Source organism: Ruoffia sp. FAM 24228, from assembly GCF_045528575.1.
GTDB lineage: Bacteria > Bacillota > Bacilli > Lactobacillales > Aerococcaceae > Ruoffia > Ruoffia halotolerans.
Window position 1 is genome coordinate 39,380 of sequence record NZ_JBGQQZ010000009.1, and the last position, 16,048, is coordinate 55,427.

The 16,048-nt window shown below is 39.9% G+C and carries 17 protein-coding genes; 11 read left to right on the top strand and 6 right to left on the bottom strand.

Annotated elements, in window-relative coordinates; translation table 11 throughout:
- The first annotated feature begins 6 nt into the window (after positions 1-6).
- The 9 genes from ACEN33_RS02730 (at position 7) to ACEN33_RS02770 (ending at position 8,442) form a co-directional block, all read left to right on the top strand.
- Positions 7-846 (top strand): ABC transporter permease, encoded by an 840-nt coding sequence (locus ACEN33_RS02730; protein WP_407089806.1) that lies wholly within the window; start codon positions 7-9, stop codon positions 844-846.
- Entirely contained in the window at positions 839-1,618 is a 780-nt protein-coding gene (locus ACEN33_RS02735) for an ABC transporter permease (protein ID WP_407089805.1), read from the top strand. Before ACEN33_RS02730 ends, ACEN33_RS02735 begins: the two co-directional genes overlap by 8 nt.
- A gap of 19 nt (positions 1,619-1,637) precedes the next feature.
- The gene (locus ACEN33_RS02740; protein WP_407089804.1) at positions 1,638-2,678 is read left to right on the top strand and encodes an ABC transporter ATP-binding protein; all 1,041 of its coding nucleotides are present in this window, start codon (positions 1,638-1,640) and stop codon (positions 2,676-2,678) included.
- 24 nt (positions 2,679-2,702) lie between these two features.
- On the top strand, positions 2,703-3,770 hold the full coding sequence (locus ACEN33_RS02745) for a PotD/PotF family extracellular solute-binding protein (RefSeq protein ID WP_197103003.1): 1,068 nt from the start codon (positions 2,703-2,705) through the stop codon (positions 3,768-3,770).
- A gap of 88 nt (positions 3,771-3,858) precedes the next feature.
- Positions 3,859-5,562: an adenine deaminase C-terminal domain-containing protein gene (locus ACEN33_RS02750; RefSeq protein ID WP_407094506.1), complete on the top strand. Its 1,704-nt coding sequence runs from the start codon at positions 3,859-3,861 to the stop codon at positions 5,560-5,562.
- 2 nt (positions 5,563-5,564) lie between these two features.
- Complete coding sequence (locus ACEN33_RS02755) at positions 5,565-6,887, top strand: amidohydrolase (protein ID WP_407089802.1); 1,323 nt, start codon at positions 5,565-5,567, stop codon at positions 6,885-6,887.
- Positions 6,888-6,998: 111 nt separating this feature from the next.
- Positions 6,999-7,418, top strand: coding sequence for an Rrf2 family transcriptional regulator (locus ACEN33_RS02760; protein ID WP_407089801.1), 420 nt, complete (start codon positions 6,999-7,001; stop codon positions 7,416-7,418).
- A gap of 64 nt (positions 7,419-7,482) precedes the next feature.
- Positions 7,483-7,863, top strand: a complete 381-nt coding sequence (locus ACEN33_RS02765; protein WP_407089800.1) for an FAD-dependent oxidoreductase — start codon at positions 7,483-7,485, stop codon at positions 7,861-7,863.
- 12 nt (positions 7,864-7,875) lie between these two features.
- Positions 7,876-8,442, top strand: a complete 567-nt coding sequence (locus ACEN33_RS02770; RefSeq protein ID WP_407089798.1) for a class I SAM-dependent methyltransferase — start codon at positions 7,876-7,878, stop codon at positions 8,440-8,442.
- A gap of 217 nt (positions 8,443-8,659) precedes the next feature.
- Here ACEN33_RS02770 and ACEN33_RS02775 read toward each other — a convergent pair whose 3' ends face one another.
- Complete coding sequence (locus tag ACEN33_RS02775; protein WP_138403861.1) at positions 8,660-8,917, bottom strand: hypothetical protein; 258 nt, start codon at positions 8,915-8,917, stop codon at positions 8,660-8,662.
- 258 nt (positions 8,918-9,175) lie between these two features.
- Between ACEN33_RS02775 and ACEN33_RS02780 the strand changes: the two genes are divergently transcribed.
- Complete coding sequence (locus ACEN33_RS02780; RefSeq protein ID WP_407093537.1) at positions 9,176-10,072, top strand: mechanosensitive ion channel family protein; 897 nt, start codon at positions 9,176-9,178, stop codon at positions 10,070-10,072.
- A 32-nt stretch (positions 10,073-10,104) separates the two neighbouring features.
- Here ACEN33_RS02780 and ACEN33_RS02785 read toward each other — a convergent pair whose 3' ends face one another.
- The gene (locus ACEN33_RS02785; protein WP_407094507.1) at positions 10,105-10,746 is read right to left on the bottom strand and encodes a YczE/YyaS/YitT family protein; all 642 of its coding nucleotides are present in this window, start codon (positions 10,744-10,746) and stop codon (positions 10,105-10,107) included.
- Between the two features lie 190 nt (positions 10,747-10,936).
- The gene (locus tag ACEN33_RS02790) at positions 10,937-11,386 is read right to left on the bottom strand and encodes a universal stress protein (protein ID WP_407089795.1); all 450 of its coding nucleotides are present in this window, start codon (positions 11,384-11,386) and stop codon (positions 10,937-10,939) included.
- Between the two features lie 205 nt (positions 11,387-11,591).
- Here ACEN33_RS02790 and ACEN33_RS02795 point away from each other — a divergent pair, with 205 nt between their 5' ends.
- Positions 11,592-12,245, top strand: coding sequence for a hypothetical protein (locus ACEN33_RS02795; RefSeq protein WP_407094508.1), 654 nt, complete (start codon positions 11,592-11,594; stop codon positions 12,243-12,245).
- Between the two features lie 84 nt (positions 12,246-12,329).
- Here the strand turns inward: ACEN33_RS02795 and ACEN33_RS02800 are convergent, their stop codons facing one another.
- The 3 genes from ACEN33_RS02800 to ACEN33_RS02810 all read right to left on the bottom strand — a co-directional run bounded on the left by ACEN33_RS02800 (position 12,330) and on the right by ACEN33_RS02810 (position 15,788).
- Positions 12,330-13,826 carry a flavocytochrome c gene (locus ACEN33_RS02800; RefSeq protein WP_407094509.1) on the bottom strand — a complete coding sequence of 499 codons (1,497 nt, stop codon included), beginning with the start codon at positions 13,824-13,826 and terminating at the stop codon, positions 12,330-12,332.
- Positions 13,827-14,046: 220 nt separating this feature from the next.
- Entirely contained in the window at positions 14,047-15,408 is a 1,362-nt protein-coding gene (locus ACEN33_RS02805) for a DUF5808 domain-containing protein (RefSeq protein ID WP_407089792.1), read from the bottom strand.
- Positions 15,405-15,788 (bottom strand): GntR family transcriptional regulator, encoded by a 384-nt coding sequence (locus ACEN33_RS02810; protein ID WP_138403867.1) that lies wholly within the window; start codon positions 15,786-15,788, stop codon positions 15,405-15,407. Before ACEN33_RS02810 ends, ACEN33_RS02805 begins: the two co-directional genes overlap by 4 nt.
- Between the last annotated feature and the right edge of the window lie 260 nt (positions 15,789-16,048).

Below are 16,048 nucleotides of genomic sequence, written 5' to 3' on the forward strand. Positions count from 1 at the left end.
TTATTTTTGTCTTCTAAACACATCCCGTACATTGTGATTACACCGGGATTCATATTGTTAGTTGTCTTTCTAGTCATGCCTTTGTTATCCATTATTTGGCCGACATTTTATGATGGCGCTTTTACCTTTGAATCCTATGCGTCATTTTTCTCAAGTAGTTTCAATTTGAGTATTCTATGGCGGACCGTTAAGCTGTCTTTAATCGTCACCTTATTCACAATTATCTTAGGTTTGCCAACGGCTTATTACATCTCTCGCACAGGCAAGAAGTGGCGTTCGCTCTTGATGGGCTTCGTTCTCTTTCCATTATTAACGAATTCTGTTGTGAGAAGTTTTGCTTGGATTAATATTTTAGGTACAAATGGGATTGTGAATCAATTCTTACTGAATACTGGGCTGATCTCGCAACCATTGAAGTTATTGTACACAGAGTTTGCGATTGTGATTGGTTCAATCTATCTTTTCTTGCCATTAATGATTACGACTTTAGTGGGAATTTTAGAGAACATTGATACTGAAATGATTGAAGCAGCTGAGACACTGGGAGCGAATCCGCTTGTTGCCTTCGTTAAAATAATCTGGCCCTTAAGTATTCCTGGTGTCATTGTGGGGAGTATCTTAGTCTTTACCGGTACATTCACTGCTTATACGACACCACAATTATTAGGTGGGAATCAGAATATGATGATGTCAACTTTCCTCTATCAACAAGCAATGTCTTTAGGTAATTGGCAAAGTGCTGGCGTGATTGCTTTGATTATGATTGTCACAACGATCCTTGTCATGAATGTCTTTAATGCCATTGCGAATATGGTTGACCGTAGAGGAGGCGATCTTAATGCGTAAACAATTTGGCTTGAAACTCTTTGTCATTCCTGTTTTTCTATTTCTATTTATTCCCTTATTCATTATCATTGTGACCTCTTTTGGTGAGAAGCCAACGATTCAATTCCCGATTGAAGGTTTTACCTTAGATTGGTATGCGAATGTCTTTACAACGGGTGGCTTTCTAACGAGCTTTTGGTTGAGCTTGCGTATTTCATTTCTGGCGACGCTCTTAGCCTTAATTATTGGTGTCCCCGCTGCTTATGCCTTGTCGCGTTATGAATTTCCCGGTCGTACACGGTTGAAGAGTTTCTTCCTGTCCCCGACGATTATTCCTGGGGTGGTTGTTGGTTTTGCTTTGTTTCAGTTTATTGTGATTCGGATGCAAATTCCAATTTTCATTGGTTTGCTTTTAGGACATTTCTTAATTAGCTTGCCTTACATTATTCGCGTCGTGGGTTCAAGTTTAGAGCAATTAGATATGTCCCTTGAAGAAGCAAGTTGGACTTTAGGTTGTACACGTTTGGAAGCCTTCTTTAAGATCGTTTTACCTAATATTACTTCAGGTATTTACGCTGCTTTTATGTTGGCCTTTATTAATTCATTCAACAACATACCGGTGTCACAATTTTTAACGGGCCCGGGCTTTACAGCCTTACCTACGAACTTAATGGGTTATATCGAATATAACTATGATCCAACAGTTTCGGCATTATCTGTTCTGTTAATGCTACTGACAATTATCTTAATGATTATTATTGAGAAGACTTTAGGTCTCGCTTCAATATCTTAATAAGGAGGACGCCAATACAATGGCTTTTGTTAATTTGAATGACATTCGCGTCAGTTATGACGGGAAGACAGATATATTAAAAGATTTAAACCTCTCCATCGAAAACGGAGAACTTGTGTCACTGCTCGGTCCATCGGGTTGTGGAAAGACAACAACTTTGCGTGTCATTGCTGGATTAATTGATCCTAATGATGGGCAGTTTACAGTGGATAACGAAGATTTGACTGCTACACCCGTACATAAACGCCAATTCGGAATGGTCTTCCAGTCTTACGCCCTGTTCCCGCATTTAACGATTTTTGAAAATGTGGCCTTCGGTTTAAAAATGCAAAAAGTAGACAAACAGACGATTAAAGAAAAAGTCACTGCCATGCTTGAAGTGACTGGCTTAGCTGACTTTGCTGACCGTTATCCTAAACAGTTATCCGGTGGGCAAAGACAACGGGTTGCTTTAGCTCGCGCTTTAGTTATTGAGCCGAAGTTATTATTACTAGATGAGCCTTTGAGTAACTTAGACGCTAAATTACGTGTCTCTATGCGTATGGAAATCAAACGAATTCAAAGACAATTAGGTATTACAACTGTCTTTGTTACCCATGATCAAGAAGAGTGTTTCTCAATCTCAGATAAAGTAGCTGTTATGAACAACGGAGTCATTGAACAATACGCAACACCTGAGGAGATTTATCATTCTCCTAAAACAGAGTTCGTTGCTCGTTTTATTGGCTTTGAGAATTTTATTAATCTTACAAAACAAGCAAGCGGCGCTTACGTTACTGATAACGGTACCGCGATTCATACAACTCAAGCGGACTTAGACCGAGCAGAAGTGAAGGCAACAATTCGCCCAGATGATATTCTAATCATTGACCATACAATTTCTGAAGAGAATACAATTGTTGGTAAGATTTTAGTTCGGACATTCTTAGGTAAAAGTTACCAATACGAAGTGGAGACTCCGGTTGGTAAGTTAATTGTCAATGATGACTCACAAACTCTGTATCAAAGTGGCGATCAAGTTACTCTTTATCTAACACCAGAAAAATTAATTTTAGTTTAAAACATTCTTAAAGGAGAATATATAATGAAAATTATTAAAACATCTGTATTAGCTTTAACATCAGTTATGGTCCTTGCGGCTTGTGGTAATTCAGACACGGCTTCTACTTCAGACACAGCATCTGCTCAAGATAATGGTGAATTAATTGTCTCGACGTTTGCGATTTCAGAAGATGTGATTCAATCTGACGTCTTTGCTCCATTTACTGAAGCAGAAGGCATTAATATTACGCACGAAGTTGGGAATTCAAGCGAACGCTTTACAAAATTACAAAACAACCCACACTCAACCATTGACGTCATTGAACTATCTCAAAACAACGCAGCTTCAGGGGTTGCGGAAGGAATGTTCGAGCCTTTAGACGAAGAAAAAGTACCGAATTTAGCTTTATTAGTAGACGGTGCCCAAGATGCTGTGGATTCAGCTGGAGCGCCTTATACAATGAATAGTATCGGAATTATCTACAATGAAGAAGCGGCTGGCATGACTATCGATGAGTGGTCTGATTTATGGGATCCTGCTTTAGAAGGTAAGATTTCGATTCCAGATATTACAACAACGTTTGGTCCAGCGATGTTACACGTTGCAAGTGATCACGCAGGTGTTGATATTACAACTGATAATGGTGAAGCGGCTTTCCAAGCTTTAACAGACTTAAAACCAAACATTACAAAAACTTATACAAAATCATCTGACTTAGCGAACCTTTTCCAATCTGGTGAAATTGTTGCAGCCGTTGTTGGTGACTTTGCTTACCCAATTATTTCTGAAGCAAACCCAGATGTGCAATTCATTGTCCCTGAATCTGGAACTTATGCAAACTTCAATACTTTAAACGTCGTTGCTTCTTCAGAAAATAAAGAAGCGGCTTATGCTTTCATTAACTGGAAACTCAGTGAAGAATTACAAACACAAACAGCCAGCTCATTAAATGAAGCCCCAACAAATGCGGACGTTGAATTAGACGAAGAAACAGCTGCTAATAAAACTTACGGTGATGTTGCTCAACGCGCCAAAGCCATTGACTTTACTTTTGTTAACGAGAACTTAGACGAGTGGATTAACACTTGGAATGAATTGATGAACCAATAGTCTTTAGCTCACTTTTGAAAAGATGAAATTTCGGGGAGTCACCTGAAGTTTCATCTTTTTCTCATTGTTCTTGAAAGGATTGAATAAATTGATTGATTTACTCATTGAAAATGGGCAAGTATTTAATGCCTTCTTAAAATGCTTTGAAAGAAAAAATATCGCGATTATTAACGACCGTTTCTACTATATTAAAGAGACTGATTTGCGTTATTTAAATCCGAAAGAGATTGTGGATGCCTCGGATAAATTTATTGTTCCAGGTTTGATTGATATTCACATGCATATTGAAAGCTCGATGATTCCCCCATCAACCTTCTCTGGAGCTGCCCTGTCTCATGGAGTGACAACAGTGGTTGCGGACTCTCATGAGATCGCGAACGTCTTTGGCATTGAAGGTATCTATGCGTTTATGGCACAAGACACGGTAATGGATATCTTCTACGCGATTCCTTCATCGGTTCCGTCGACGGTTCCCGAACGCGAAACAACAGGCGGAATGATCGGTGTCGCTGAAGTGAGGGAGTTATTGGAACATCCAAAAGTAATTGCTTTAGGCGAAGCTATGAACTTTAAAGGTATTACCTCTGAACCAGATTCACTGATTCGAAATATTCTACAAACAGTGCAGAAGAACAAGCCTTTCATGCCTCTCGAAGGCCACATTCCCCGCGTTGAAGGTGAGGACTTAGCTAAGTTTATGTATGCCGGTTTAAACGCCGACCATACCCACCAATCTCCTGAATCCATACTAGAAAAGGTTGGGAGCGGGATTTTTATTGAGTTGCAAAAGAAATCACTAACAAAAGAGAATATTGCGGTAATTAATGAACATCAGCTCTTTGAACATGTCGCTTTAATTACTGATGATATTATGCCTGATGACTTGTTAGAGGGACATTTGAACGCCAACTTGCGTCTTGGTATTCAGGAAGGCTTAGACCCGGTCGATGCCATTTATATGAGTACATACACGCCGGCGCGCCGGATGGGCTTTCAAGACCGTGGTGCCATTGCGAGTGGGTTAAAAGCGGACTTTATTCTGTTGAATGATTTGGATACTTTCGAGATTGACTGCGTTTATAAAGATGGCCGTTTAGTTCATCGAGCCGGTGATGCCTTGGCTTTTGATCAAGAGGCTTTAGACTTTCCAAGCCACTTCTATTCGTCTGTTAACTGTGCTGAACTCACCCTCGATGATTTACGAATTCCGGTGCGTGAAGATGTGTCTGAAGTGATGTGTAATGTGATTCAAATTCAATCTGTCGGGACCTTTACCGAACATGTGAAGCGACCGGTTAAAGTGAAGAATGGCTATTTGGATTGGGAAGGTAGCGGCTTGTCATTAATTATTGTTCAAGAACGATATGGGAAAAATAGACAAGTTGGTTATGGGCTCGTAGAAGGCGCATTGAGTGACAAAGGTGCTGTCGCAACGACTTGGGCACATGATCATCATAATTTAATGGTCATGGGAACATCAAGTGAAGATATCTTACAGGCGCAACGCGAAGTTTTACGTCTGAATGGGGCTTATGTTGTTGCGCAAGGCGGAGAAGTTGTCGCAACTTGTCCCCTGCCGATTGGTGGAATCATAAGCGATAAAGCATTACCTGAGATTGGTCGCGATTTAAAAGCGGTGCGCCAGGCTATGATTCATTTAGGATATGACAATACAAATGAAATTATGTCTTTTTCTACGTTATCCCTTCCAGTGTCGCCTCAAATTAAAATCACAGACTTTGGTATGATGGATGTACATACACATCAACTGATTCCATTAATGGAGGATTAAGCATGAAAACATTAATCAAAAACATTCATTTAATTACCTTGGACGCACAATTTACACAATTCGAAGACGCCTTTTTAATGATTGACGGTACGCAAATTGTGGGCTTTGGCGACGCTAGTCAAGCTCCTTCTGAGGCGGATTTCGATACAGTGATTGACGGAAATGGTGCCATAGCTATGCCAGGTATGGTGAATACCCACACGCATGTAGGAATGATTCCTTTTAGATCGCTTGGAGACGACACACCCGACCGGTTAACGCGCTTCTTATTTCCTTTAGAACATGAATGTATGACGAAAGAATTAGCCTACCATAGTGCTAAATATGCCATTGCAGAAATGCAACTTGCTGGCGTAACAACTTTTTTTGATATGTATTATTTTGAAGAAGAAATTGCAGTAGCAACAGATGAAATGCATGCTCGCGCGATATTGGGCGAATCTGTCATCGATAAAAGTCCGGACAGTGAGATTGAATTTGGTGGCTTAGCTTATAGCGAAGATTTTATTCCACGTTGGTTAAATCACGACCGCATTACCCCTGCAGTTGCGCCTCACGCGCCTTATACCAATACGGATGAGTCGCTCATTGCTGCGAGTGAATTGGCTCGCAAATATTATATTCCTTTCTCCATTCACCTGAGTGAAATGACTTTTGAGATGGATAAATACCGTGAAGAGTATGGTCAAACACCCGTTGAATATTTAAGTCAGCTCGGCGTATTAGATGAGAAAACCTTGGCTGCTCATTGTATATTCGTGGCTGATTCGGATATCGCCTTAATGAAAGAAAAGCAAGTTTCAGTCGCGCATTGTATCGGCGCGAATACGAAATCAGCTAAAGGCGTGGCACCACTCTCTTCAATGTTAGAGGCCGGTTTAGCTGTCGGATTAGGGACGGATGGACCGAGTAGTGGCAACACGCTCGATTTATTCACACAAATGCGGATGGTGGCGAATTTTCATAAGACGCATACAGGAAACCGTGCTGCCTTCCCTGCACGAGAGATTGTTCGCTTAGCTACATTGGGTGGGGCTGAAGCGATTGGGATGTCAGACTCAATCGGATCGATTGAAGTTGGGAAAAAAGCTGATATTGTGTTAATTGAAACTGATTCGGTGAATATGTTCCCAATCTTCGATGTTTACAGTGCTTTGGTTTACTCTGCGAATGCTTCAAATGTGAGTCATGTCTTTATTGATGGGAAGTTAGTTGTGGAAGATAAGAAACTAGTCTTGGCTTCTATTTCTGATTTGCGCGGGAATTTAGCTAAGGAAATGATTTATTTCACTGAAAAAGCGTTGGAGTTTAGTGAAGATTTATAATTTAGCAGGAACTATTTTTATAGTTCCTATTATTTTTTTCTTGCTTTTGTTTTTTATTTCCTTTATATTTAATTCCAGACAAATTGAGTCTTTAATTAAGGAGGCCATGTTATGAAATATTCAAAAGCAACGAATTACGCCCTGCATTCGATGGTTCATTTAGCTATGGAGTCGGATCGTGAAGCGGTTCGGGTTGAGGATTTGGCTAGTCGCCAACATCTGTCGCCGAGCTATTTGTCTAAGATTTTGACTAAATTATCTAAAGCCGGGCTTATTACGTCAACACCTGGGGTTAATGGCGGCTACCAATTACTTGGATCACCTGATTCATGTTCATTTTTAGATATTATTCAAGCTGTCGAGGGACAGGAAGCCATGTTAAATTGTACGATGACTCATGAAAGTACGCATCATCACGAATGTTTAATTGAAAATGCGATTTCTGAGGCTGAAGTTAAGATGCAGGAAGTTTTGGCGCAGAAGACTATCGGAGACATTTTAAAAGAAGTGCACGCAAGACAACAGCATTAGGCTAATATTGAAATAATTATTAACCAACTGGACTGATGACTTAGTTGTTGCTACTAATGGATTGGTGGTCTTTGATTCAGAACAAAAAGCACTCTTAGAGGGAAATAACATTCGACTTATCGAAGATACGATTCGTGAATTAAAGGGTTCTGACGGGCAACTTGAGAGTGTCCATTTTGAAGGTGGTGAGATTCTTGAGCGTACGGGAGGTTTTATTACGACAGAATTAAAACACCCGATGCCATTTATTGAGCAACTGGATCTGGAAGTGAGTGAAGCTGGCTTTGTTGTGACGAATATGATGGGACAGACAAATATCCCAGGCATCTATGCTGCTGGTGAAATTACGGGTCCTTCTCAGCTCATCGTCTCTGCCAGTCAAGGTCATATGGCCGGTATTGGTATTATCGCCCAAGCAAGTCAAGCGAATTTTAATCGCATTTAAGGAGAGAATTGAATGAATCATATACACAAATTTAACCAACTAGCATCGCATTACGACTCATCAAATAATATTAAAATGGCTGAGCTCGCAACTGAAGCCATCCGCCCTTTTCTAAATGATGAGCGCTCGGAAAAAGTGGTCGACTTAGGCTGCGGAACCGGCTTAGTCGGCTTGGAATTACTTGAGGACGTGGATTCAATGTTATTTGTGGACGGGTCTGAGAAAATGCTGGAACAAGTCGAGTTGAAACTTGCTGAGAAATCCGCACACAATGCATCGGTTCGCTTGATGGATTTTGAAAAAGGTATTCAACTTCCCGAAAAAGTCGATACGATAATTATGTCACTTGTCTTGCACCACATTCCTAATTATCAAGCATTGTTAGCGTCGCTACTTGAACAGTTGAATGAAGACGGCCGATTATTACTGATTGAAATGGGTAAACAAGGTCATGGACACGGCTTTGACATGAATCAGTTGGCTGAAGAAGTTCAGACAGCAGGCTTTGGGAATGTAGAAGCAGATATGTTCTTTGAAAATCAAGAAAGCTCGCGCTTTTTATTGCGCGCGACTAAATAATAGATGAAATCCACCTCAAATTGATGATTTGAGGTGGGTTTTTTGGTTTTCGGGGCGTCGTGTGGTGGCACGACGCTCCGTATTTTCGTTTGCGGTACGTCGTGAGTGAGCTCGACACTACGCATTTGAATTTGCGGTACGTCGTGGGCGATCACGACACCACGGAAACAGATTTGCGGTCCATCGCGCTGAGTCACGATGAACCGCAAGGTCATTTTTAACCAATAATATAGATACTTACTGCTGATATAATACAGAACACTCCTAGAATGGTCATCGCAATTGAAGTGAGGTTCCATTTTTTGTCGTTTTTATAATAAATTTCCCAGGCAGTATAGAGTTGTGGGATTGAAACAGCAAAAAGTAGTAGTGAAGTGAAGATATGCCTTGATATGAGGTCATTCATTTGTGCAATAAATGCTCCAATGATGATAACAGCACTGATACCTCGTGTAATTGAATTTAGATTGTTCACTTGTCTCACCTCTTTGCTTTCATTCTAACATAAACTGAAAATAATGAGGTGAGACACTGTGAACACTTACTTACGCGTCTAATTTGAAATGCTTATTAAATTTAACCTATAATGAATGTAAGGCAAACATAATTAAGTTGGCTTTGCAGGGCGTCGTGAGTGAGCACGACGCTACGGAAATTGACTTGCAGTACGTCGCGCCTCGTCACGACGCCCCGCAAGCCCAACAAATAAACATTTAAGGAAAGGAGTTGACTAATGTCTTATTTAAGAAATGCGATTAATAATATTTTTTCTTCATTTGATTTTCAAGGTTTGCTAGAAGATGGACTTAGCGCTATCTTCCGGATCGTATTGACCGTCGCTGCTTTATGGCTTGTACGGGTGTTAGTTGAGAAAATTATTACAACTTACTTTGAAAACACAAAGCGCTTTAAGTTTTATAATTTTTCAAGAAACAATACGATTCAACGACTATTGCTGAATATCGTTCTTTATACATTTTACTTCTTCGTTGGTTACAGCGTACTTTCAATACTTGGCATTCCAGTGGGAACTTTAGTTGCTGGAGCTGGGATTGCGAGTGTGGCGGTTGGTTTAGGAGCGAAGGATTTAGTTTCAGATTTGGTGAATGGTTTGTTTATCTTGATTGAACACCAATTTGATGTGGGTGATCACATCGTCATTAACGGTTATGAAGGGCGCATTTACAGTATTGGGGTGCGAACTACGGTGATTCGCGATTATAACGGGATTCATCATTTTATACCCAATGGAAATATTCAAGAATTGTCAAATCTGTCGCGCGAAGCAGTCCGAATTGATTTGGATTTATTGATTCCCACAGATATTAACTTTGCGGCCTATGAAGAGTTACTTAAAGACACTTACCGTCAAGTCATCGAGTCCGATGATCAAATTAATGACACGACGGAATTTATTGGCTTGATGAAAGACAAACACGGACGACTCATCTATAAAATACGGATTTGGGTTAAAGACGCTGATGATGTGGTTGACGTCGAGGGACGTTATTACAAGTTATTCGCCGATGCTTTAAATGAAGCAGGCCATCCAATTCCAATGAGTGAATTGTCACGCATGAATACAATGGTTCAAGTTGAGAAAGAAAATGCAGATGATATATTTTCTTAAAAGCAAAAGACGCCTGAGATAGGCGTCCTTTTTTATGCTTGTGCTTCGATTTTGTCGGTTAGTTTCCTTGTGAAACGGTTTGAAAAGAAATCAATCAACGGACCAGCCAGGAAACCAGTGATGAAGGTTGAAACGCCAACTGGACCCCCAAGAATCCACGCAGTAATTACAACAATTATATCTTGAATCATTCTGACAGTTTTGTAACTCGCTGAAACGCGGTCAGTGATGACTGGCGCTATCGCATCATAGGGTGATACCCCAAGATCAGCGTCCATATATAAAGCGACACCGAAAGTAAAGATTAAAATCGCGACCACTGTAATTAAAAGCTGAACGATAAAGGCAAACTGAGTTGGGTCTATGAATGACTCTAACATGCTGATAAAGAATTCAATCATGTAACCAACAAGCACTAAGTTAAAAATCGTCCCCCAGCCAATAATCTTCCGGTCAAAAAACAAAATAATTGCCAAAATCGCAGCATTGACAAATAACTGATAATTCCCCAAAGTAAAGCCAAGTAACTCACTCGCACCTGTATTAATCGCAGTGAATGGATCCAAGCCCATATTCATTGTTTGGCTCAATGCAGCCCCAAAACTGATGAGGGTAATACCCATTAAAGACATTAACGCCTTCCATATAAATTCTTTCCCATTTATTGAAAACATAAATAGCTCCTTAAAATTTAGTTTTATCTCTATTCCTTAAGGTTAATACAATTGGAGGTAAATATGCAACTGATTCGATTATAAGTGCTGTTACAATTCAAAAAAATGCCTACTAGATCTTTAGATCTAGTAGGCATTATTGACTATTTAAATACACTGTTCAGATCCTTTCTCAACATCATGTGTCAATTTATTCACTTTCTTTTGGTCTTACTACTAATACGTCACACGATGCATGACGAATAACATTTTCCGATACAGATCCCATAAAGAATCTTTCAACGGCACCCATACCTCTCGCACCCATGACAATTAAATCAATATTCTCGCGTTTTGGAATATCTTCAGCAATGACATATTTTGGAGATCCCATCTCAAGGATTGTCTCAACATCTGTTAAGCCACGCCCTGTCGCTAAATCCTTCGCATCGCTCATCACACGGTTACCTAGGTCTCTTAATGCATCCCTAAAATGAATATCCGAACTTGATGTCGCTTGGATTGCTCGTGTATCTAATACATGTAAAATAAATAGTTTGGCATTATTCCGTTCAGCAATTGCTACGGCTTTATTCAAAGCCAACTCAGCGCCTTCAGATCCATCTGTCGCAACTAATATGCGTTGATACTCATGTAACATTTTACACACCTCCTGTATGTCTTATATATTTATTATAACACATAATGAATGCGCTTACTTAAGAGAAGCTTAATATTTCTATAAAATGGATATTATTTTAGATAGTGACTTGTTTATAGTAGAATTTAGTTAAAAGGAGGAGAGATGTGTCAAAGAATTGTGGCAATTTCAAACTCGAGCGCATTTTAGAAAGAGGGATCCAAATATGAAAAAGAACGCACTCAAACGCATTCTGGTGTCAATACTATTCGCTGCGGTACTATTTGCCGGCTTTAGCTCTGCAGTAACCGCTGAAGAAGCAACTGAAAGTGTTGATACTAGCAACTACGCACCTGGTTTATTCTATCCCTATTATGATCACATAGGAGTTGGCATGGAATTTGCGCCTTTTACCTTAACTTTAGATTATGAACCCGATGAAGACGGGATTTACCAAGTCAGTCGTGCCAATACAGGTAATACTGTCTCTTATGTCTATCAATTGACTGAAGAAGGTGTCATCGAATTAGCTTACTACCCAAATTCGTACGAAGGCGAAGACTTCCGTTATCACGAAGACTCCCTAGATGAGCAAGTCGCGACATTCTTCCCAGCCGAGTTAGCAGTTGGAGACACATTCACAAGAGGTTACCGCGATGAACTAGAGTTTACAGTCACGGATATTCTCGCTGAACATGAAGTTGAGGGTGAAACATATCATGATGTCTTAGTGATTGAATCGGTTATGCCAGAAGGTGAGGTACAACGATACTACTACGCCCCTGAAATTGGTGAAATCGCTTCTGAATATATCTTTGATGACGAAGGAAATGCTATTACCACTGCATTGAGTGAATATGGGGAAGTACCAACTGAATAATTTGGATGAGTCAATTGCAAATAAACAAGGGGGCTGACAGTTAATCATTGTCGGTCCCCTTGTTTAAGTTTTATAGATTGGATTTTAGTTTACAAATAACGCACTCTGCTCTCCTGCTTGGCGACCAAAGATAATTATATCAGCTATAGCATTTCCGCCAATGCGATTTGATCCGTGAACACCACCACTTGCTTCACCAGCTGCATATAAACCAGTAATTGCTTCATCAGCTTCATTTAATACTTGAGCGTTTGTGTTAATTTTTACCCCGCCCATTGTATGGTGAATTCCTGGCGCAATTTTTATTGCATAAAAAGGCGCTTCTTCTAATGCAATTTCCATACCAGTTGTTCTTCCAAAGTTATCATCAGTTCCGTTTGCTACACTATCATTCCAAATCGATAGAGTTTGACTCAATACTTCTGGATCCAATTCTATAGTAGTAGCTAATTCCTCAATAGTATCTCCAACTTTAACCAAGCCCATTGATTCATACTGATCTATGGCTTTCACTCGCCCTCTTAGTGCTTGGTCGAAAATTACGTAAGCAGATGAATCTGTTTGAGATAAGATTGCTTGTGACACTGCATCACGTGTATCTAATTCATTAAAAAATCTCTCGCCCTCTTTATTAACCAAAATAGCACCTTCACCTCGTACTGCTTCAGTAATTAAATATGAAGTCTCTTGCTCAACTGTTGGGTGAATTTGTATTTGATCCATATCTACTAACTGAGCGCCAACTTCTTGGGCCATTACTAAGCCATCTCCGGTCGCTCCTTCGTGATTCGTCGTAACAAATCCTTCTAAATCCGGATTATTATCTGTAACCATTTCTAAGTTACCGCCAAAACCGCCCGTTGCAATAATTACAGCTTTTGCATTCACTTGATGTTCATTACCTTCAATATTAACTTGGACACCAGTGACTACTCCGTCTTCTTCTAGTATTTCAGTGACATTGGCATTTACGAAAGTTGGAATTTCACGTTCAAATACATTTCGTTGTAAGCCGTCCACTAGATATCCTCCAATTGCTGATCCAGCTTCAGGACGATGTGCTCTTGGTACACTCATACCACCTGTAGTGGTAATACTACTTAAAGTGATACCCATAGAGTCTAACCACTCTATTGCTGAAGCAGAATTATCTACTAAATAATGAACTAACTCTTCATCGTTTGTATCGTGTCCGCCTGCCATTGTCTCTTCAAAAAACAATTCATTTGAATCTTCTATACCTTCAGCTTCTTGGAACTTAGATTCAGATGCATTCATTCCAGCTGATGATTTCAGAGTATTTCCACCTAATATTGGCATTTTTTCGAATATGGCCACATTTGATCCAGCATCTTTGGCAGCAATTGCTGCAGCCATTCCTCCTCCACCAGCACCAATAACTATGACATCATATGATTCTGCTAAATCATCTGGGTGTGTAAAGTCTGCTGTGACTTCCGATGCTCCAGATTCTGCATCTGTTTCGCTATCTTGTGCACTAACGTTCAAACTACCTACTATACTGCTTAATACTAAACCCATAATCAATGCTGACTTCATTATCTTACAAACGAACTTCATACTTTAACCCCTTTGTGCTTTAATACACATATTATACATATTAATGAAAGTCATTTCAATATATTGAATAAATAAATTTTATAACTTATGTCGGAATATTTCGGTTTTCCGTCCTAATGTGTATTTTTTTGATTAAATCTGCAGTCCTTTTCAATTCGAATGCGCATTAAACACATCTAAAAAAATAAACCAAACACCTTTAAGTGCTTGGTTCGTTTTACTACTGATTCATTTCCCATTGTTCTACTAATGCTTGATACACGGCTTCAGTCTCTGCTTGCGTCGTTTGGTTAAAGATCAACCACCCTGGTGACTCCCCGTCATTAAACTGAATATCGATGTGGTAAGGATGACTGTCATAGATGAAGAGTTCTACTGGTCCGTAACCCTCTAAGTTAAAATGACCAAAGCGTTTCTCCATTCCACCAAAACCATTTGTGCGTGAGCCTTCTAACGGACCTTCATTTAATTCAATCGATTCGATTTGGTCATAGGCCACTTCAAGTCCGTACATCGGTGCTTCGACGGCAACCGTATCTGCTTGGATTGAAACATCATATTCTGACAGACTCATCATCAGAACGAGCCCAATAATACCGACGACTAAGATTCCGAGGATCGCCATGATGACCTTTCCAGCTGGATGAGCGACATTAATTGTCGTACCCATTCCGGATATACGTTTAGGCACGAATAATCTGAAATCATTTGGATTATAGTAGGCACCCCATTTATACTGGCCTTCTTCTTCAGGCATTTGCCATTCCGCTTGATCAAAAAATGTTGCTTGGAGGTCTTTATTTTTCTGAGTTGTTCGGGCCATTAAAGCAACAATGGCTAGTAAGAACACACCCAATAATAGGATTAGCCACAGATCCGATGGATTAAAGAGAATGAGCGCTGTGAAAGCAATAAAGAAGATATTGACCATTAAACTCATCTCCAAGTAACTCACCGCATTATTTCTTTCAAAATGACGCATGTAAGCTTGGGTCACTTCACTATCTTTGGACACAAACGGCGTCTTACTGCTAATCACCATATCATAAGACAAGGGTATCACGATGAGCGTTAGCGGTACAAGGATTAAAGGCAGAAGGAAACTTCCTGAACTTTGAGCGACCCATGCCATGATTACTGGCACCCAACTCAGTAACCAAATGAGCCATGCCCATTTCTTACTTGGCGCTGCTTTTCCTTTTTCTCGGGTCACACTGATATCGACCACGCGTTTTTGTGTTTCATATATCCAACCCTTTTCCTGCTTTAAGACCATGAATTTTCTTTGCCAAATTGATACTGGCACATAAGATAAGACAAAATAACTAAATAATATGAGTATCCACATAAAATCTCGCAACCCTTGGAATAGATCCAAACTCACCAAGAATGACAAGCCAATAAAGACGGCTCCTATAATTAGTTGAGTCACTCTAAACTGGCGTTGTAATGTCTTAACTTCATCTGTTTCAGCATGTTCTGGCGCAAAAGACAGGCCAAATATTTTAAAATTTTGGTAACTGACGGCGTAATTCATCATCATTACAAAGACTAGGATTAGAATAATCGTCATTAAAATCATTGATTCTCTCTCCCTTCAATTAAATTTTCTAACATCGACACGACTTTTTCTTTAAGAGCTTGATTGTCCTCCGTCTTGGCTAAGCCTTCTGCCAAAGTCACTTCCAGTCGGTTTAAATACTCACTTTCAATCATATCGTCTGGATTCTCTCGCACTTTTGTTCCAACCCGACGGTCCACTACAATAATACCTTCCCGCTTCAAGGTTTGATAAGCCTTGTTCACCGTCATTGGATTGACGCCCAAATCTTGAGCCAGTTGCCTTGCGCTTGGTAAATTTTCTCCGTATTTTAAATCCCCGCGGCCGACTCCTAACACAACTTGATCGCGAATTTGTTGGTATATCGGTGTTTCCGCTGATAAATCTATCTCCATTAACATGTTCTCACCCCTTCGATTCCATCTCCATTACCTGTATTACATCATATAATACACAATATACACTTGTCAATCAAAAAAATAGAGCGTTTAATTAAAAACGCCCCATCTAAATGATTAAATCGCTTGGATAAAGGGTTCATGAATTTTTGATGTTGGTGGACCGAGGAGCCAGGTGACGCAGTCACCTTGGCTCTTTTTTTATTCCTATGTTTAAGTGTCTCTCTATGCAACGATAGTTTGTGTTGTGTTCTCATCTTTAA

What these genes read in the sequence shown, in the direction of transcription:
- ACEN33_RS02745 (WP_197103003.1), top strand. Translation starts at nt 2,703, where the DNA reads ATGAAAATTATTAAAACATCTGTATTAGCTTTAACATCAGTTATGGTC.
- ACEN33_RS02760 (WP_407089801.1), top strand. Translation starts at nt 6,999, where the DNA reads ATGAAATATTCAAAAGCAACGAATTACGCCCTGCATTCGATGGTTCAT.
- ACEN33_RS02795 (WP_407094508.1), top strand. Translation starts at nt 11,592, where the DNA reads ATGAAAAAGAACGCACTCAAACGCATTCTGGTGTCAATACTATTCGCT.
- ACEN33_RS02755 (WP_407089802.1), top strand. Translation starts at nt 5,565, where the DNA reads ATGAAAACATTAATCAAAAACATTCATTTAATTACCTTGGACGCACAA.
- ACEN33_RS02805 (WP_407089792.1), bottom strand. Translation starts at nt 15,408, where the DNA reads ATGATTTTAATGACGATTATTCTAATCCTAGTCTTTGTAATGATGATG.
- ACEN33_RS02800 (WP_407094509.1), bottom strand. Translation starts at nt 13,826, where the DNA reads ATGAAGTTCGTTTGTAAGATAATGAAGTCAGCATTGATTATGGGTTTA.
- ACEN33_RS02770 (WP_407089798.1), top strand. Translation starts at nt 7,876, where the DNA reads ATGAATCATATACACAAATTTAACCAACTAGCATCGCATTACGACTCA.
- ACEN33_RS02735 (WP_407089805.1), top strand. Translation starts at nt 839, where the DNA reads ATGCGTAAACAATTTGGCTTGAAACTCTTTGTCATTCCTGTTTTTCTA.
- ACEN33_RS02810 (WP_138403867.1), bottom strand. Translation starts at nt 15,788, where the DNA reads ATGTTAATGGAGATAGATTTATCAGCGGAAACACCGATATACCAACAA.
- ACEN33_RS02790 (WP_407089795.1), bottom strand. Translation starts at nt 11,386, where the DNA reads ATGTTACATGAGTATCAACGCATATTAGTTGCGACAGATGGATCTGAA.
- ACEN33_RS02785 (WP_407094507.1), bottom strand. Translation starts at nt 10,746, where the DNA reads ATGTTTTCAATAAATGGGAAAGAATTTATATGGAAGGCGTTAATGTCT.
- ACEN33_RS02780 (WP_407093537.1), top strand. Translation starts at nt 9,176, where the DNA reads ATGTCTTATTTAAGAAATGCGATTAATAATATTTTTTCTTCATTTGAT.
- ACEN33_RS02740 (WP_407089804.1), top strand. Translation starts at nt 1,638, where the DNA reads ATGGCTTTTGTTAATTTGAATGACATTCGCGTCAGTTATGACGGGAAG.